A 15,949-nucleotide genomic window follows, 5' to 3' on the forward strand; every position below is an offset into this window, starting at 1 on the left:
GGCCGAGCGCTATCCGCCAGTTGATTGCGAGGAAGGACTATGCGCTGGAGCAATCTGGAACCGATCGATTCCAGGAGACGGATCGAAGCAGCCATCGGACGCACTTGGCCAAGCACGGTTGCGGCGAGAAACCAACCGGATCGTGCCTGGTGGAGGAGGCGTCTATATCTGAGATGCGGAGTGCCGAAAAGTGCCTCTACAGCTACCTCAATGGGGAACCTTCGCCCTGGAATGGCGATCAGTGACGATTGAGCTTAGTCGCGGTCAGCGCCCGTGTAGGGGGGGCAGCGTTGGCAAGCCGACGGGTAGCGGGAGTGCAAGCTGGCCCGCTCGGCCTTGGCGAGCAAACCGGCCCTCGTCGGAGATCGCTCCATCGCCTTTTTAAGTCCTAAGTTCGTTGCTGATCAAGATTAGGAGATCGTCTGTCCTGTTTGACATTGCTGGTCTCCGCAGCCTTCTGAGCGAGGAGCATCGCTGGGCCGCGGTCGCGTAGGTGGGTGACAAGCCCGGTCACGCTGCCAGGGGACGTGGTCTTCGAGAAGGTGGAGGTTGCGCTACCGGCTGGAGAGCATTGCGGTTTCCCGAAGTGCCAGTTTTCACGAGACAATGGGTCGCTTAATCGAATGGGCGTCTAGTTCATAGGTTGCGAACAGAACATGGGGGATTTGAATAGTGCTACTGACCGAGGCAGAGCTGAAAAAAGTTGCGAATGCCACTCGAGGACATAGAGCCGCATCGATCGTTCTAAAGGAAGAGATGGCCGCAGCTACAGCCAGATCGTCATTCGACGTTTTTCTGTCACATTCTTTCAAGGACGCAGAGATCATTCTCGGTGTGAAGCGAATTTTTGAGGAGCTTGGGTTCACTGCTTACGTAGATTGGATCGAAGATTCACAACTGGACCGCACAAAGGTCTCCTCGGCCACTGCCGAGTTGCTGCGGACCCGTATGAGGCAGTCAAAGACGCTAATCTATGTGCATTCGAACAATTCTCCAGGATCCAGATGGATGCCTTGGGAGCTTGGCTTTTTCGATGGCTTTCGGACCGCGGTAGCAGTTCTCCCCGTGGCAAAAAATTCTTCGGAAATTTTCTCTGGGCAAGAATTTTTGGGCTTATACCCCTACATCGATGGGACCGGACCTGCAGTCCTGTTTATAAACAGAGGGACCGCGTCTAGCTCAAGACTAGGCTCTATAAGCTCGACTGCAAACGTTACGTTTGCCAAATCCTGGCTTAAAGAATTTGCTGCCATAAAATAGAATGGCGTGCTCTAAAAAATGAAATATCCTGGACTTTATAATAGCGCTGACGTGGCATCTAACGAGCAGCAGGCGACATTTCTTCGCCTGATCCGGGCAGAGTACATTCTTCTTTTTTTCGCGTCTGTTCTCTCTTTGGATTTCTCGCCATCAAAAGCCTATTTCGGTGTGTATGCGGCGGTGTTTCTTTGCTCAATGGGAATCCTCATCTTCCGGTCGGTCACAAAGCCCGAGCAGGTCTGGTACCAAGCTAGAGCTTTGGCCGAGTCAGTAAAGACATTGACCTGGCGCTTTGCTATGCGAGCACAGCCGTTCGATGACGTGCGTGCGGCCGACGCTAGAGCTGATTTTCGCAAGCTCATGGAAGGTATCCTTGACAGCAATCGTCACCTTGGCAGCGCGTTGAGCGGCAAGGATTCAGCATCCCCACAAACAACAGACGAGATGATGTCGATAAGGGACTCGCAGCTAAAAGCACGAAAAGAGCTATATCTGCAGAAACGAATTTGCGATCAACGTAAGTGGTACGAGAAGAAAGCGCGCTCGAACAAGAGATCCGCGAAAATTTGGATGGGCCTTGGTGTCATTGCTTACGCTCTGGGGTTCTCGTTCATCGTAGTACGCATCGCTGACCCAGCGATGCCAGGCTGGCCGACAGAGCCGCTAATCGTTATCGCCGCCTCGCTTATCGGGTGGACCCAGATCAAGAAATTTAACGAATTGGCATCGGCTTACACGTTGACAGCTCACGAGATCGGATTGACTGCCGACCTTATTACGGACGCCAACTCTGATGAGGCATTCTCCGCGGCGGTGAACGAGGCCGAACTGGCTTTCTCAAGGGAGCATACCCAGTGGGTTGCTCGTCAAAACAACTAAGAGACAACAATGGCATACAGCGATCCGACCTATGTAATATTTGATGGCGATGAAGACGCTTGGGCATACCGCTTTATGAAAGGGTGGAATGCCAGCGAGAATGTGAGTTTTGAATTCGCGAACGCTCACGATCTGGACAATATGACGAGCCGAGCACAGGACGAAGACTATGTTAAACGCAATCTTCGCAACAGAATGAATGGATCGAGCCAGGTACTTGTCTTGATCGGTGAGAAAACGAAAAACCTTTATCGCTTCGTGCGCTGGGAAATGGAATTGGCACTTGATCTAGCTCTTCCGATAATCGCAGCAAACCTCAACGGTTCGCGACAACAAGATGCGATCTGTCCGCCCATCATCAGGGACAAATGCGTTGTGCACGTGCCGTTCAAGATGAAGGCTATCAAGCACGCGCTTGCCCATTGGCCTAACGAATTTCATCGGCTTTCAAACGCTCAGCGTGCCGATGGCGCCAGGAGCTATGGCGAAAGCACCTACCGGGATCTTGGATTATGATCGCCCTACCTAAGGTCCTTAACCTGAAGATCCTCGCAATCCGCTGGCGCGACTAACCTTAGCAGCGTCTGCCGGCGTGTTCCGAGTTTGCCGAGCCGCTGATAATAATCCACGGAGAACGTCCGATTTGCTGAGTTTGGCTGAAGGCTGCAGGTCATGAGTCCAACCACTAGGCCACTAGGAGGATCCCTGCTCGAAACATCAGATCGAGTGATCAGGTCGGACGAGGGCGCTGGTTTCGAGAGAAAAGGAGCGGCTGGTCGCAGTGACGTTTGAGGCTGGAGCCAGCGTTTCAAGACTGCACGATCGGCCAGCATTGATGGAGGTAGCTTTTCCGGGCGGCGCAAAGAGTTCTGTCGGTTCGCCCGCGTCGCGCGAGCCGCCGCTCGGACTGCGCAACCCGCCCTGCGCAGCAACCACGAATATGCGATCGCAAGAAGAGCAACACAGTGACGACCGAACTTGGCGGCGCTGGTCGGCTGCGAATCAAGATGTCGATAGCGAGGCGCTCTCACCGCGTCTTTGCCGGGCCGAAGCTGCTGGCTATTATCCTTTTAAGAAGTTTGCCGAGCACCAGCCGCTGCAAAGCGATCGCAATGCGCGGGGGCACGACCTCAGCCTCTCGGCGCCGGCCGACCGGGTTGAAGCCTGTGCCGCGGCACAGAACCCGGTGCATGCGCTAATCGAGGCGAATGTGCTTGCCCCTGATCACCTGCGCCACCACCTGGGCGAAGAGCAAAACCGATCCGGACCATCAGAACCCATGTCAGGGATAACCGGCCGTTCGGCGGAACATCGCCGGCGGCGCTCTATCGTACCTCGCGCGACCGGCGGGAACAGCATCCCGAGCGCAATTCTTCCTTTAACGGCATCCTGCAAACCGTTGCATATAGCGGCAACAACCCGCTCCTCCAGGGGACCGCGACCGCTAAAATCGGCGCTATGCTGGGCGCATGCGCGTCGTAAGCTGTTCATGTTTCCAGGACTCGCCCTGTCGTCGCAGAATCAGTGAGACCAATTCAACCCTATCGGCGAAGGCGAAGGTAGCGCCTTAGTTTTCACGGCAATCGGGGGGGCGATCCCGCGAATTCCGCGGCGAATAACCTGCATTCCCGAGAAACTCGAGAGACGTTTCAAGTATGCTATTTGCTAAACAGGCGGCTGGCCAAGTGCCTCCGCCAACTATGGCGAGGAGAGGGACCATGCGCTTGAGCAATCTGGGAACCGAGCAACTCAGAGAAAAGGATCGAAGCTTCGTCTTTCATCCGTCAACGCATCTGGCCAAGCACAGCCGAGGCGAGACGCCAAACCGGATTATGGCCGGTGCGGAAGGCGTGTACATCTGGGATACCGAAGGCCGAAAGAGCCTCGACGGTTTCGGTGGGCTCTACTGCGTCAATATGGGGTATGGCTGCACGGAAATTGCCGAGGCCATTGCCAGGCAGGCGCACGAATTGCCGTTTGCCCATGTCTATGCAAGTCAAGGTACGGAGCCAGTCGCCCTCTTGGCAGAGGCCGTCGTCGAATATTTTGGTCAAAACATGCGAAGGGTCTTTTTCGGCCTGTCCGGTTCCGATGCCAACGAGACCAATATCAAACTGGTCTGGTACTACAACAACATCCTCGGCCGCCCTGAAAAGAAGAAGATCATCTCGCGTCATCGCGGCTATCATGGGTCTGGGCTGGTCACAGGGAGCCTGACAGGCCTTGCCTTCTTCCATAATTTCTTCGACCTGCCGCTGGACTTGGTACGCCATACCACCACGCCGCACCACTATCGCCAGGCGCATGACGGCGAAAGTGAGCAAGCGTTCTCGAAACGCTGCGCGGATGAACTTGAAGCCCTTATCCTCGCTGAAAGCCCGGAGACCGTCGCAGCTTTTATCGGAGAGCCGGTGCTTGGGACAGGCGGTATCGTTCCACCCCCAAAAGGATACTGGACCGCTATCCAAGGCGTGCTCGACAAGTACGATATCCTCCTCATCGCCGACGAAGTGGTCTGCGGGTTTGGACGAACCGGTGAGAAATTCGGTTCCCACCTCTATGGCATGCGGCCGGACTTCGTGACCATCGCCAAAGGTTTGAGTTCCGCCTACCTGCCCATCTCCGGGTCAATCATTGGCGACCGCGTCTGGTCGGTCTTGGAACAAGGAACAGAGAAGCACGGCGCCCTCGGCCATGGCTGGACATACTCGGGTCACACACTTTGCGCTGCGGCCGCACTCGCCAATATTCGACTCCTAAAGGAAAAAAATATCCTGGAGCATGTCCGCGACGTCGGACCGTATTGGCATGCCCGCATGAATGCCGAACTGGCGGGACATCCCATCGTCGGCGAGGTTCGTGGTGTCGGAATCCTCTCCGCCGTAGATCTGATGCGAGATCCAAAACAAAGGATACCGTTTGAATCCGATCTGCAGGTCGGCGTTCGCGCCGCCGCTGCTCTGTTCGAGAACGGTGTCATCGGCCGCGCCATGCCGCATGGCGATATCCTCGGCTTTGCCCCGCCTTTGATCATCACCCGAAAGGAGATCGACATAATCGTCGACGCAACTGCTAAATCTGTCGAGACAACCTATCGCGCGTTGAAGGCCGAGGGTGCGATATGAACATGCGAACGCCGACGGGAACGAGCCGGAGGTCGACGCCGTCCCGGGTAACCAATGTAGTGGTCCCTTGGATGAACTTTCCCTCAGGCCAGACGCTTTGACGTCAGGCTGTCGTTAGGGCTCGTCGCTCATTGGTGTCCCGATGTTGAAGACGGGTTGACAGCGCATTTCGCGCCGAGCCGACCGAAACTGCTAAACTACAAGCCGTCAGATTCTAAGCATGCTTCGGATAACTTCGATCGCAAGCGATAACCAAATCAGTTCTGCCGCCGCTGTCCTGTTGCCCAACGACCAGGGCGTTTGTGCGGCGCGCCCTGCCGGTGTACCTCCCCGCCGGCAGGGCGCCTTTTTTGACCCGCTGGATCAGGGTGATTGTGGCGCGCCCGCAATCGAGAGTCCGAGATCTGCATATCCGGATAGCACATCGAGCTTCGATATTTTTATTACGCCATGCCAACCGCCCACCATCGCAGCTTCCGACGCGCGGCTTACGGCAGCCGGCGTCGAGGTCGCACACATCTCCCTTCACATGATCGAAAGTCGGGGGAGCAATCATCGCGGTGAATTTCTCCAGCGTCTTATCTCGGAGGCGAGTCTTCTCGCCGTAGCTGCCAAGAAGCAGAAAGTCCCAGGTTTAATTGAAAACAGCCGCAGGAGAAAATGCAGCTCGTCTTCAAAACTTTGCTGGAACAATTGTCTTTGAGCGTCGATCAGGTCGATTTGCGTGACGCACTGGCTAACGCGGTCGGCGCCTTCGACATTCGCGCATTCGCCTACCTGTCTCTGGTGCCTGATGGCGTCACAAAGCCGAGGCTGATATCGAACTATCATTCCAGCTGGACGTCGCACTACTTGCGCCACCAATATGAAAGGATCGACCCGGTCATAGGATGGGCAAGATACAGCGGATTTCCCTTCCGGTGGGGACCGGATTTCGGCTATGCCGGCATTTCAAAGCGACAGCAACAGCTTTTCGATGAGGCTGCCGAATTCGGCATCTGCTGCGGACTGACGATTCCACTTCTCGATCGCCGCGGTGGTGTCGCTGCGATGACCTTCGCGGCAGACAGGCTTGATCCGACTTTCCTGCGCATCGCCGAGCAATATGAACAGACGCTCGAGATTATGGCGACGTGCTTTCACATTGGCGTTCGCCGCAAGCTTTCGGGTGGTCTGGCGGTGGACGGCGTTTTGCTGACGCCCCGTGAGTACGAATGCCTGCAATGGACGGCGAAGGGCAAGTCCGCCTGGGAGATCGGCTGCATCTTGGGAATCAAGGAGCGCACGGCCGCTTTCCATCTGGACAATGCCAAGAAGAAGCTCGGCGTGCGCACCAAAAATCAGGCGGTGATGCTGCTGGCCTCCTCTCGATCATCAATTTTCTGAGGAACAGAATCCCTCTTTGATCCACCTGTGCAATTGCACAGGCAATCGCGGCATGAAGGTTCGCCTCCAATGGCAGGGTCATACCTGCGAGGAGACCATCATGATTGAACTTATTGCGCCCGGCTGGTACGGCGCCTTTGCCGACGAACTTCACGAAATGCACCGCCTGCGCTACCGCGTCTTCAAGGAACGGCTCGACTGGAACGTGCGCACCACCGGCGGCTTCGAGATCGATTCATTCGATTCCCTGGAACCGCACTATCTCGTGTTGCGCGATTCCGCCGGTCGCGTCGGGGGCGGCGTACGCCTTCTGCCCTCGACGGGGCCGACGATGCTGCGAGATGTCTTTTCGAGGCTATTGGAAGGGAGAGCGGCACCCGAGGAACCGAGTGTCTGGGAAAGCAGCCGTTTCGCCCTTGATCTCCCACCGTCTGCACCGAAGGGCAGTGGGAGTATAGCTGTTGCCACGTATGAACTTCTCGCTGGCATGATCGAGTTCGGTTTGTCACGGCAACTCACCCATTTCGTCACGGTTACGGATTTGGGCATGGAGCGAATCCTGCGTCGCGCCGGATGGCCGCTGGTCCGGATAGGTAAGCCCCAGACAATCGGCACCACGCGCGCCGTTGCCGGCTTTTTGGATGTCTCAGAGGCGAGCCTTGCTGCGGTCCGCCACAATGGCGATCTTGGCGGTCCCGTGCTGTGGGCGCCTGTACTCTGCACGGGCGCCTGACATGGTTATGATAGATAATGACGCCGACGGGCCGGACTGGCAGGATGAGAAATCCTATCGCTATACGCGGCACCTGACGCAACGCGGCTGGGCCTGGGAATTCCTGCGGCGCAATCCGGCCTTCCAGCGTGACTTGAGGCACGCGCTTGAGCACGCAGAATTTGCAGAAAGGCGCTTCGGCATAGAAGTGGTGAGATCGTCGGCCGATCTGACGCGGTGGGGGCTCCTGTTCGCAAGCTCGTTGAGGCATGATGCGTTTGTGTTCTGGTGCTTCCGCCAATGCCCTCATGTTCTGCCGGTCATTGCGGAAAAGGCACTGTCACCCGAAACGCTTTCGTTTGATCTCGTTGCCTTGCCATGTCGGGCGGCACTCGTGATCACGGCGGACGGTCGCCGGCATATCATGCTGCGAAATGCTCACCGGATTTACAACTGGTTGTGCAGGGCGCGGACGTTTTGCGCCCCGTTCGGCTTTCCGTCGACGCGATCTGGCCCGCCGATCGGAAGAACAGCAGTTGAATGCGTTCGAATGCCTCAATGCTCTTCACGCGACCGGACAACTTCCCGACAGGCTGTTTCCGCCCGAGGCCCGCGCCAGCCGTCTGCGCTTTGTCATCCAGGCGCTTGACGGCTCGCTAGGCGGTGCATCGCACCGTCAAATCGCAAGGGCCCTGTTGGGCCGGCAACGCGTCCAGGTCGACTGGACGCATCCGCGCAACCACCTTCGCGATCGCATTCCCCGTGCTGTCCGGCGCGGTCACATGCTCATGGATCGTGGCTATCTGGATTTCCTCGCCTGAAAGTAATTGGAATAGCTCACCTGGGGCCGGTCAGCGCGCGAACAGTTCTTTGTATCCAGTCGTAACCATCCAGTTTGCCCGATCGAGATGGCTGCGAACCGCCATTCGGGCGCGCTCAGGTTCTCGCACCGGATCGATGCCGAGGACGAGCTGCGCCATCTCGTCTTCGCTGGCATCGTCGGCGGACGCGTCCAGGAGCCTCATATAGATCGTGAAGTGCTCGTTGTCGTAAGCGGTCAGACGGTCCGACCACGGGACTTCGTCTTGAACTTTGGGTTTCATCGCGACCTCCTGCGGTTCGGGTTTGTCGTCATCGGATAGGGCAAGACATCTCCTCGTTGGGCTAATCATATCGAATAGGAACGATCGTTCCTAGAACGATAGTTCCGGTTCTGGTCCCTATCTTGCCATGGACCTCAAGGAGGTCATGGCGATCAACATGCGTCGTTTGCGCCATGATCAGGACCTGACGCAGGAAGAATTGGCTGCCCGCACAGAGCTCAGCATGCGCTATGTTGGTTCGATCGAGCGTGCTCGGGTTTCCGCAAGCGTCAGTGTGCTTGGCCGGCTCGCAAAAGCGCTTGACGTTGATCCTTGTGAGTTGATTCGGCCGCCGCAGTAACAAAGGCGATCCGGCCCATCCCGGATTGCCGAAATCGATTTTGATGGCGCGCCAGTGAACTGAGCCCGCTTTCTTCGACATGGGTCTAGACCATTCGGCTTCGTTCCCTGGCGCAGCTTGCGTGACCTACAGCGCTGACCTTGAGCGATAGTTATCGTCAGATCGCATCCGGGAAGTCGCGAACTCTAACAGCAGGTAGTTCGGGCAAAGTCGATGCTCGTGCCAGTTGCTCCTAGTTTGTAGAGTATACTCCGTGGTGAAATCCTCAACAAGAGGGTGGCCTCTCGCGTATGGGAATCCGAGAGGTCTTTGCCCGCAATCTGCGTAGGCTTCGCGAGAAAAAGAAGCTCTCGCAGGAGGCGCTGGCACATGAAGCTGGTGTTGATCGAACCTACATCAGCGCTCTTGAGCGCAGTGTATATGCTGCTACCATCGACATGGTCGAGAAGATCGCTACGGTGCTGGAGGTTGAGCCGGCAAGGATGCTCGATCCGCGATCGGAATAGACTTAATGCATCGTCTGATGCCGAGATCCTTCGATCGCCCGCCAACGCCGGCTGCTGGAACAGCTGATAGCGGCGCGCAAGAACAAGGGCTTAACCCAGGCCAAGGTTGCCGAAGCGCTTCGCTGCCCGCAGTCTTTCGTGGCCAAGTATGAGGGCGGTGAACGTCGCATGGACTTCATTGAGTTCCTCGACGTAGCCGAAGCGCTCGAAATCGACCCTTGCGGGGTTCTCGCGGGTGTGCGTCGCTTGCGTGACCGATAGGTCGTGCTGTGCTTGGCTTGAGCGACCAACGTCATCGAAATCGCATCCCTGGATTTGCTGCCCTCGCGGCAGATGGTTCGGGCAAATCGATGACAATGTGGATTACATATTGTAGTTGATAAACTCAAGGCCCGTGATCCGCTGACCTCCGCGCATGGATGTGCGCAAGCTGGTCGGACGAAATGCACGTAGGATCAGGGAGAAGACCGGCTTGACGCAGGAGCAGCTTGCCGAGATCTCCGGATTCAGCCAGCAGTACATCAGCGGGCTGGAGAAGGGCAAAAGGAACCCCACCATCGTGACGCTTTATGAACTGGCACAAGCCCTCCGTGTCAGCCACATCGATCTGGTGCGACCTGACTGACCAGGATTAGGCGCTATTTTGGAAATGGCGCCGACGCGCCGCGGACATTTCGACCGCATCCGTCGTCCAGATGATGCTGCGCACACCCGGATAGGCGAAGAGGCACGACGTGCTGCCAGTCGCGCCGCCAGCTCTGAGTGATCGCCGGTTGTCGCCGGCCCAGTCCCGGGGCCTGAAGTCCTCCAGAGCCTTCATGCCGGCTTGCGTCCGCGCCCCGGCAGATGGCGCTGAGCGTCGGCACGACGGCTTTACGATCCTTCCGTGACACGAAATCAAGTTAATGGTGGATCGGGCACGTTAGCACTGTCGCCTGGGGAAAGGTGGCGCCGATCGCCTCCCTCTTGGCCAAGCAGTTCGCCAGCTTGCCGTCTTACCAGCACCTCGCCAATCTCGTCGCGTTCTTGTTTAGGCGTTGCAACAGATCCTTCAAAGAAATTCATGGAATCTTTGCGACCGCAAATCGCCGTCAATGGTACGCTCACCACAATTTTCGAGTTCAGTGACGGCAGAAATCTAATGCGTTTTATGTTCCGCTGCCGAACAGCATTTGCGAAGAGCGCGAAATGACAAAGCCAGCAGGACGAGGGTTCAGTTCTTCTATTTGGCGTCGTGCTGGCCAATGATAATACTTATCGATCGCCTAATGACAGCAGCACATCTTGTTCGCCTTCGGATCCTGGGCCTTTGCGCGCATGCCGACCTGACTGTCTGCGAACTAGCGGAGATTCTCGATTTTCGTCGGGAGCACGTTGCGCGACACGTCCGGATGCTCGCCAGAGCCGACGTTCTTTGCGGCAACGGACAACGTCCTTGGTCCTCATATCATCTCAATGCAGGGGGCAAGGACGGAGGGTTGGTTCAATTCTTGGTCGATCTTCTGCCCCGCGACGATTGGTATCACAAGCGGGACCTGGAGCGGCTCGAGGCGGTACAGACGCGTGGTCGAAGGAGACTGCTGCTTGATCGTAAAAAGATCTGCCCAGATGGGAGCGCGACACTACTATGAAGAACTCCGCTGACGCAGCCATCGCAGAGCCCGGCACATACGGATGGTCTTCCTTGGTCCACGTCGATTGCCACTTCACGAACTAGGTCTACGGCAGGAGCGGACGACGCCTCATCGCATCTGAGAACTTTGCCTCCTCAGCCGTGCTGGAAGCGACCGGCTCGATCTTCACGCACAAGTACGCCCAGGGGTACCCGGGTGCGCGCGACTACGCGGGAAACGAGATCGTCGATGAGCTTGAGACCCTCGCGATCGGGCGCTTGAAATCGCTGTTTGGCAGTGAGCACGCCAACGTCCAGCCCTATTCCGGCTCGCCGGCCAATCAGGCCATCTATCGAGCACTGTTGAGTCCGGGAGACAAAGTGATGGGCTTGCCTCTCCCCGAGGGCGGCCATCCGACCCATGGTTGGGCCGGCAACTTCTCCGGCAGCGATTACCAACACGTCCCTACGCTGCAATGGCAGAAATCGCTCTGGAGGCGAACTCCTATCTCGTGGCCGACATTGCGCACACTGCGGCCTGATTGTCGCTGGAGCGCATCCGAATCCCGTGGCCCATTGCGACGTCGTCACCAGCACGTCTCACGAGTCGATCCGCGGGCCCCGTGGAGGCTTTATTTTGTCGAAGAATGAAGATCGCTATCAGGCGCTCTATCATCCCACGAGTAAATACAATCTCGCCAGACGGATTGATCGCGCGGTGTTTCCTCAACTGCAAGGTGGGCCGCACATGAATATCATCGCCGCGCTAGCTGTTGCTTTGCAGGAAGCCGCGACCCCCTTTTTCCGTACCTACGGTCACCGGATCGTCAGGAATGCCAAGACTCTGGCCGAGGCGCTTCTGGATCGTGTTTATGACCTGGTCAGCGGCGGGACTGACAATCACATGCTGATCCTTGATCTCCGGACCGGCCGCTCTCAGGCAAAGCCTATGCCGAGCGCCTGGCAAGGGCAGGCATCATTACGAACTTTAATATGGTGCCGGGCGACCCGCGCGACCCGGCAGTCACAAGCGGAATCCGCTTGGGGTCGCCGGCAGTGACGTCCATGGGCATGCGTGAGGGGGAATGGTGCAGATCGCCGCTTTCATCGACTCCGTCTGCCACCAGCCCGACGATCAGGAAGTTCATGCGAGCGTACGAAGAGACGTTGCCGACTTCTGCACTGCGTTCGACGTCCCAGGCATCCTCGACCGGTAAGCCACCCCAGTCCGGAAACTCCCCACCTAACTCCAATACTTGAAGCGAGGGCATTCCATGACCAGGCAGTTCGTGTTCTCTTCCGAATCCGTTGGCGCGGGACACCCGGATAAGATGGCAGATAACATCTCCGATGCAATCCTCGATGCGGTCCTCCGTACCGATCCGAAGGCGCGCGTCGCCTGTGAAACGTTGGTGAAGACAGGGATGGTCGTTCTGGCTGGCGAGATCACCAGCCACGCGGAGATTGATTACAGCCAAGTTGCCCGCGACACGATACTCGATATTGGGTACGACGATGATGCCATCGGCTTTGATGGTCGACGTTGCGCCGTCGTTCTGGCTCTCACCGAGCAGTCGCCCGACATAAGCCAGGGCGTTGACGAAGGACGAGGGCAGGATCTCGAGCAGGGCGCGGGGGATCAGGGCCTCATGTTTGGATTCGCTTGCAACGAGACGGATACATTGATGTCCTTGCCGATCCAACTCGCCCATCGTTTGACGAAAGACAGGCAGAGATCCGGAAAACGGGACAGCTTGGCTGGCTGCGTCCAGACGTGAAATCTCAAGTGTCCGTACGCTACGAGGGTTTCCGCCCGGTGGCGCTGGATACCATAGTCCTGTTGACGCAGCATGACGAGGCGGTCTCACAAGCCACGGTCCGCGAAGGCGTCATTGAGGAGATCATAAAACCGGTCCTGCCGCCCGACTTGGATACGACGGGGATCAGATTCCTGGTCAATCCAACCGGCCGGTTCGTGATCGGTGGGCCGCACGGCGACTGCGGGCTTACCGGGCGCAAGATCATCGTCGATACCTACGGCGGAATGGGGCGTCACGGCGGCGGCGCCTTTTCGGGCAAGGACCCATCCAAGGTTGACCGCTCGGCCGCCTATGCGGCGCGTTACGTCGCAAAGAATGTCGTTGCCAGCGGCCTTGCAGAGGTCTGCGAGGTTCAGCTTGCTTACGCGATCGGCGTGGCCGCGCCGGTGTCTATCCTCGTCAATACTTTCGGAACTGCAAGGGTCGAGGAAAAAAGGATCGAGCGCCTTATTCTTGAGCTTTTCGATCTCCGACCGAAAGGCATCATCAAGATGCTTGATCTCTTACGCCCGATATACCGCAATAGGGCGAAATACGGACACTTCGGCCGTGAAGAGCCTGAGTTCACCTGGGAGAAGACGGACAGAGCCGACGACTTGCTGCGTGAAGCAGGACCGGCAGCTGCGTGAGGGCCGCTGGATCAAGCGCATGCGGCAACTCGCTAGACCGGCGCCCGGCCGGCATAGCAAAAAGCCGGTGGGGTAGTTCGCGGAGACATCATTGATGCCGAACTATGACGTGCTTTGTATCGGTAATGCCATCGTCGACATCATCGCCCAGTGCGACGGCATTTCTGCAAACCAACGGCATCATCAAGGGCGCGATGAACCTGATCGACACGAGGCGCGCCGAACTGCTCTACAGCCGCATGGGCCCGGCCATCGAAGCCTCCGGCGGCAGCGCCGACAACACGGCGGCGGGCGTCGCGAGCTTCGGCGGCCGCGCTGCCTTCTTCGGCAAGGTCTCGAATGATGCGCTCGGCGAAATCTACGCCCATGACATCCATGCGCAGGGCGTCGCCTTTGACACCAAGCCGCTCAATGGCGAGCCACCCACGGCGCGCTCGATGATCTTCGTTACCCCAGACGGCGAGCGCTCGATGAACACCTATCTCGGCGCCTGCATCGAGCTCGGGCCGGAAGATGTCGAGGCCGACAAGGCGTCCGCTGCGGCGCTGGCCCAGATCCGCAAGGACTGCAAGATCGCTGCCGTCACCCGCTCAGAAATGGGCTCGGTCATCGTGCGCGGCGACGAGACCGTCACCGTCGACGCGACCAAAATCCGGGAGCTGGTCGACACCACCGGCGCCGGCGACCTCTATGCCGCCGGCTTCCTCTACGGCTACACGCAAGGGCGGCGCAGCCTGAAGCATTGCGGCGATCTCGGCTCGCTGGCGGCCGGGCTGGTGATCCAGCAGATCGGGCCAAGGCCGCGGCAGAATTTACGCCACGAGGCTGAGCAGGCAGGGTTGATCTAGCCGGGCGACTCAACGACAAGCTGCCCGTCTCCCCTCCTGCAGGCTGTGCGGGGAAAGTGCGCGTAAATCGAAATTTTGTATGCGCATCCGCGTGAGACGGCAGCCCGCGGCATGTCACGATCGAAAAGGTTGATTGTGGTGTCGCCCTCCAGTGCGAACCCTCTGCCGTGCGATATGGGAAGCGTACCGATCGCCAGCTCGACATGTCGCACATATTGCTCACCCGCCATCGTCGACCTCGTGTACAGGTCGGCCGGAATAGGAATGCGATAGAGCGGGTAAGCGGCCAACTGGTGAATTGACATGAACGCATCGCCCGATTGAGGTTATCCTGCCGAGAGCGCAATGCGTTGTTCAAGCAAGTCGAGACGATCATGGGCAAATACAAAGACCATCGTCAGCCACGCCGGCATCGCCATGACGATGACACGTTTTCTTTGCGGAACAGTCTTCCGAGCCATCTACTTTCAGCGTTCGTCGAACGTAACCGCGGACCTTGTCGACGCCGAAGTGATGTGGTTCAACACCAGCAAGGGTTTTGGCTTTGTCAAATTGCCGGAGGGCATCGAGGCCTATCTGCACATCCGGGTACTTGAGGCGGCGGGAGCCGCGGCGTTTCCGAGGAAAACACGTCTCAAGGTCACAACGGAAGAAAGCCCCAAGAGGTCACCAGGTCTCGGGAGTGCTGTAGGTCGGCGATCAAACCGCGAGAGTTGCGCTGGAAAGTCCACGGCCGGGACGGGTGCCCAGTTGGAGAGCGAGGGCACCGTTAAGTGGTACAATCCCCCAAAAGGGCTTCGGCTTGATTGCTCCTGAAAACGGTGAGAGCGACATCTTCGTTCATGCCCCGCGCTGACCCGCTCAGGACTCGGCATGCTGATGGAGGGTCAGAAGGTGTTTGTTCAATGCGGGCAGGGCAAGAAAGGCCTGGACGTTCGGGGAATTCGCCTCGCTTAAATGCGATGGTCCTGGGACCGAAATCGCGCCTCAGACAAAGAAAAAGCCCGCTACCGGGAGGAGGTGGCAGCGGGCTCTATTTCGAATGAGACGCGGGAGGAGGTGCGCCCCATTCAGCGTCGGCACCACATCTGGGAGGAGTAGATGGCCGACAACATGATCATACCGATAGCTGCGGATATTGCAATGCACAAATTTTATATCGCAAGTGCGAAATGATGCCAGATCCGCTTGATCGATCCTGACAAAGTGCGGTCAGGCTGCGGCTTTCTTGCGGGCACGCTTGGCAGGTGCCGGCGCTCCCGGTTCCTTCGGCTTGCGGCCCAGACCCATGGTCTTGGCCAATGCCGAGCGCGCCGCACCGTAGTTCGGCGCCACCATGGGATAGTCCGCCGGCAGCCCCCACTTCGCGCGATATTCGTCGGGCGTAAGGCCATAGTGGGTAGCCAGGTGACGCTTGAGCGACTTGAACTTCTTGCCGTCGTCAAGGCTGACAATGTAATCGGGTGTAACCGATTTTCTGATCGGTACGGCAGGCTTGAGAGCTTCCGACTTTACTGGTGCGGTACCACCAGTAGTGCCTTTCAATGCGATGTGGATCTGGCCGATAAGCCCAGGCAGTTCACCGACGGGAACCGGATTATTCGAAACATAGGCTGAGACGACATGGGCGGAGTTCGATGAGGTTGTCAGCTTTCGTCTCAGCTTCTTCGGTCATGAAAACGCTCCTGCGGGCTTAGATTAGGCGGTGCAGAATCAATTCATAGCTTAA

The 15,949-nt window shown here is 57.7% G+C and carries 13 protein-coding genes and 6 pseudogenes; 16 read left to right on the forward strand and 3 right to left on the reverse strand.

Annotation, left to right across the window (positions count from 1 at the left end; genetic code table 11):
* Positions 1-672: 672 nt before the first annotated feature.
* The 9 genes and pseudogenes from AC0L28_RS18335 to AC0L28_RS18375 all read left to right on the forward strand — a co-directional run bounded on the left by AC0L28_RS18335 (position 673) and on the right by AC0L28_RS18375 (position 8,183).
* Positions 673-1,260 (forward strand): hypothetical protein, encoded by a 588-nt coding sequence (locus AC0L28_RS18335; RefSeq protein ID WP_473479211.1) that lies wholly within the window; start codon positions 673-675, stop codon positions 1,258-1,260.
* 18 nt (positions 1,261-1,278) lie between these two features.
* A complete protein-coding gene (locus AC0L28_RS18340; protein ID WP_473479213.1) occupies positions 1,279-2,139 on the forward strand; it encodes a DUF4231 domain-containing protein in 861 nt (286 codons plus the stop codon).
* 9 nt (positions 2,140-2,148) lie between these two features.
* Positions 2,149-2,655, forward strand: a complete 507-nt coding sequence (locus AC0L28_RS18345; protein ID WP_473479216.1) for a TIR domain-containing protein — start codon at positions 2,149-2,151, stop codon at positions 2,653-2,655.
* Positions 2,656-3,170: 515 nt separating this feature from the next.
* Positions 3,171-3,546: pseudogene (locus tag AC0L28_RS18350) on the forward strand (IS66 family transposase); the annotation flags it as partial.
* A gap of 311 nt (positions 3,547-3,857) precedes the next feature.
* Positions 3,858-5,264 carry an aminotransferase gene (locus AC0L28_RS18355; RefSeq protein WP_473479218.1) on the forward strand — a complete coding sequence of 469 codons (1,407 nt, stop codon included), beginning with the start codon at positions 3,858-3,860 and terminating at the stop codon, positions 5,262-5,264.
* Positions 5,265-5,924: 660 nt separating this feature from the next.
* Positions 5,925-6,650 carry a helix-turn-helix transcriptional regulator gene (locus AC0L28_RS18360; protein WP_473479221.1) on the forward strand — a complete coding sequence of 242 codons (726 nt, stop codon included), beginning with the start codon at positions 5,925-5,927 and terminating at the stop codon, positions 6,648-6,650.
* 100 nt (positions 6,651-6,750) lie between these two features.
* Complete coding sequence (locus AC0L28_RS18365; RefSeq protein ID WP_473479553.1) at positions 6,751-7,383, forward strand: acyl-homoserine-lactone synthase; 633 nt, start codon at positions 6,751-6,753, stop codon at positions 7,381-7,383.
* Positions 7,384-7,390: 7 nt separating this feature from the next.
* Entirely contained in the window at positions 7,391-8,011 is a 621-nt protein-coding gene (locus AC0L28_RS18370; RefSeq protein WP_473479556.1) for a transcriptional regulator domain-containing protein, read from the forward strand.
* A complete protein-coding gene (locus tag AC0L28_RS18375) occupies positions 7,899-8,183 on the forward strand; it encodes a DNA -binding domain-containing protein (RefSeq protein ID WP_473479224.1) in 285 nt (94 codons plus the stop codon). The genes AC0L28_RS18370 and AC0L28_RS18375 overlap by 113 nt, the downstream gene beginning before the upstream one ends.
* Before the next feature lie 30 nt (positions 8,184-8,213).
* Here AC0L28_RS18375 and AC0L28_RS18380 read toward each other — a convergent pair whose 3' ends face one another.
* Positions 8,214-8,465, reverse strand: a complete 252-nt coding sequence (locus tag AC0L28_RS18380) for a DNA -binding domain-containing protein (protein ID WP_473479227.1) — start codon at positions 8,463-8,465, stop codon at positions 8,214-8,216.
* Between the two features lie 127 nt (positions 8,466-8,592).
* On the opposite strand from AC0L28_RS18380, the gene AC0L28_RS18385 reads away from it, so the two are divergent.
* The 4 genes from AC0L28_RS18385 to AC0L28_RS18400 all read left to right on the forward strand — a co-directional run bounded on the left by AC0L28_RS18385 (position 8,593) and on the right by AC0L28_RS18400 (position 9,936).
* Positions 8,593-8,805 carry a helix-turn-helix domain-containing protein gene (locus AC0L28_RS18385; protein WP_065012446.1) on the forward strand — a complete coding sequence of 71 codons (213 nt, stop codon included), beginning with the start codon at positions 8,593-8,595 and terminating at the stop codon, positions 8,803-8,805.
* 290 nt (positions 8,806-9,095) lie between these two features.
* Entirely contained in the window at positions 9,096-9,311 is a 216-nt protein-coding gene (locus tag AC0L28_RS18390) for a helix-turn-helix domain-containing protein (RefSeq protein WP_473479230.1), read from the forward strand.
* A gap of 66 nt (positions 9,312-9,377) precedes the next feature.
* On the forward strand, positions 9,378-9,572 hold the full coding sequence (locus tag AC0L28_RS18395) for a helix-turn-helix domain-containing protein (RefSeq protein ID WP_473479559.1): 195 nt from the start codon (positions 9,378-9,380) through the stop codon (positions 9,570-9,572).
* Between the two features lie 154 nt (positions 9,573-9,726).
* Positions 9,727-9,936 (forward strand): helix-turn-helix domain-containing protein, encoded by a 210-nt coding sequence (locus AC0L28_RS18400; RefSeq protein WP_473479233.1) that lies wholly within the window; start codon positions 9,727-9,729, stop codon positions 9,934-9,936.
* Between the two features lie 27 nt (positions 9,937-9,963).
* Here AC0L28_RS18400 and AC0L28_RS18405 read toward each other — a convergent pair.
* Positions 9,964-10,273, reverse strand: a pseudogene (locus AC0L28_RS18405) (transposase); the annotation flags it as partial.
* Positions 10,274-10,938: 665 nt separating this feature from the next.
* Here AC0L28_RS18405 and glyA point away from each other — a divergent pair.
* The 3 pseudogenes from glyA to AC0L28_RS18420 all read left to right on the forward strand — a co-directional run bounded on the left by glyA (position 10,939) and on the right by AC0L28_RS18420 (position 14,220).
* Positions 10,939-12,140: pseudogene (gene glyA, locus AC0L28_RS18410) on the forward strand (serine hydroxymethyltransferase).
* A 57-nt stretch (positions 12,141-12,197) separates the two neighbouring features.
* A pseudogene (gene metK, locus AC0L28_RS18415) lies at positions 12,198-13,372 on the forward strand (methionine adenosyltransferase).
* Positions 13,373-13,466: 94 nt separating this feature from the next.
* Positions 13,467-14,220, forward strand: a pseudogene (locus tag AC0L28_RS18420) (adenosine kinase).
* 1,212 nt (positions 14,221-15,432) lie between these two features.
* Here the strand turns inward: AC0L28_RS18420 and AC0L28_RS18425 are convergent.
* A pseudogene (locus AC0L28_RS18425) lies at positions 15,433-15,895 on the reverse strand (Ros/MucR family transcriptional regulator).
* Positions 15,896-15,949: the final 54 nt, after the last annotated feature.

The sequence above is a fragment of the Mesorhizobium sp. WSM4847 genome, assembly GCF_055811335.1.

What these genes read in the sequence shown, in the direction of transcription:
- AC0L28_RS18340 (WP_473479213.1), top strand. Translation starts at nt 1,279, where the DNA reads ATGAAATATCCTGGACTTTATAATAGCGCTGACGTGGCATCTAACGAG.
- AC0L28_RS18345 (WP_473479216.1), top strand. Translation starts at nt 2,149, where the DNA reads ATGGCATACAGCGATCCGACCTATGTAATATTTGATGGCGATGAAGAC.
- AC0L28_RS18355 (WP_473479218.1), top strand. Translation starts at nt 3,858, where the DNA reads ATGCGCTTGAGCAATCTGGGAACCGAGCAACTCAGAGAAAAGGATCGA.
- AC0L28_RS18360 (WP_473479221.1), top strand. Translation starts at nt 5,925, where the DNA reads ATGCAGCTCGTCTTCAAAACTTTGCTGGAACAATTGTCTTTGAGCGTC.
- AC0L28_RS18365 (WP_473479553.1), top strand. Translation starts at nt 6,751, where the DNA reads ATGATTGAACTTATTGCGCCCGGCTGGTACGGCGCCTTTGCCGACGAA.
- AC0L28_RS18370 (WP_473479556.1), top strand. Translation starts at nt 7,391, where the DNA reads ATGATAGATAATGACGCCGACGGGCCGGACTGGCAGGATGAGAAATCC.
- AC0L28_RS18380 (WP_473479227.1), bottom strand. Translation starts at nt 8,465, where the DNA reads ATGAAACCCAAAGTTCAAGACGAAGTCCCGTGGTCGGACCGTCTGACC.
- AC0L28_RS18385 (WP_065012446.1), top strand. Translation starts at nt 8,593, where the DNA reads ATGGACCTCAAGGAGGTCATGGCGATCAACATGCGTCGTTTGCGCCAT.
- AC0L28_RS18390 (WP_473479230.1), top strand. Translation starts at nt 9,096, where the DNA reads ATGGGAATCCGAGAGGTCTTTGCCCGCAATCTGCGTAGGCTTCGCGAG.
- AC0L28_RS18400 (WP_473479233.1), top strand. Translation starts at nt 9,727, where the DNA reads ATGGATGTGCGCAAGCTGGTCGGACGAAATGCACGTAGGATCAGGGAG.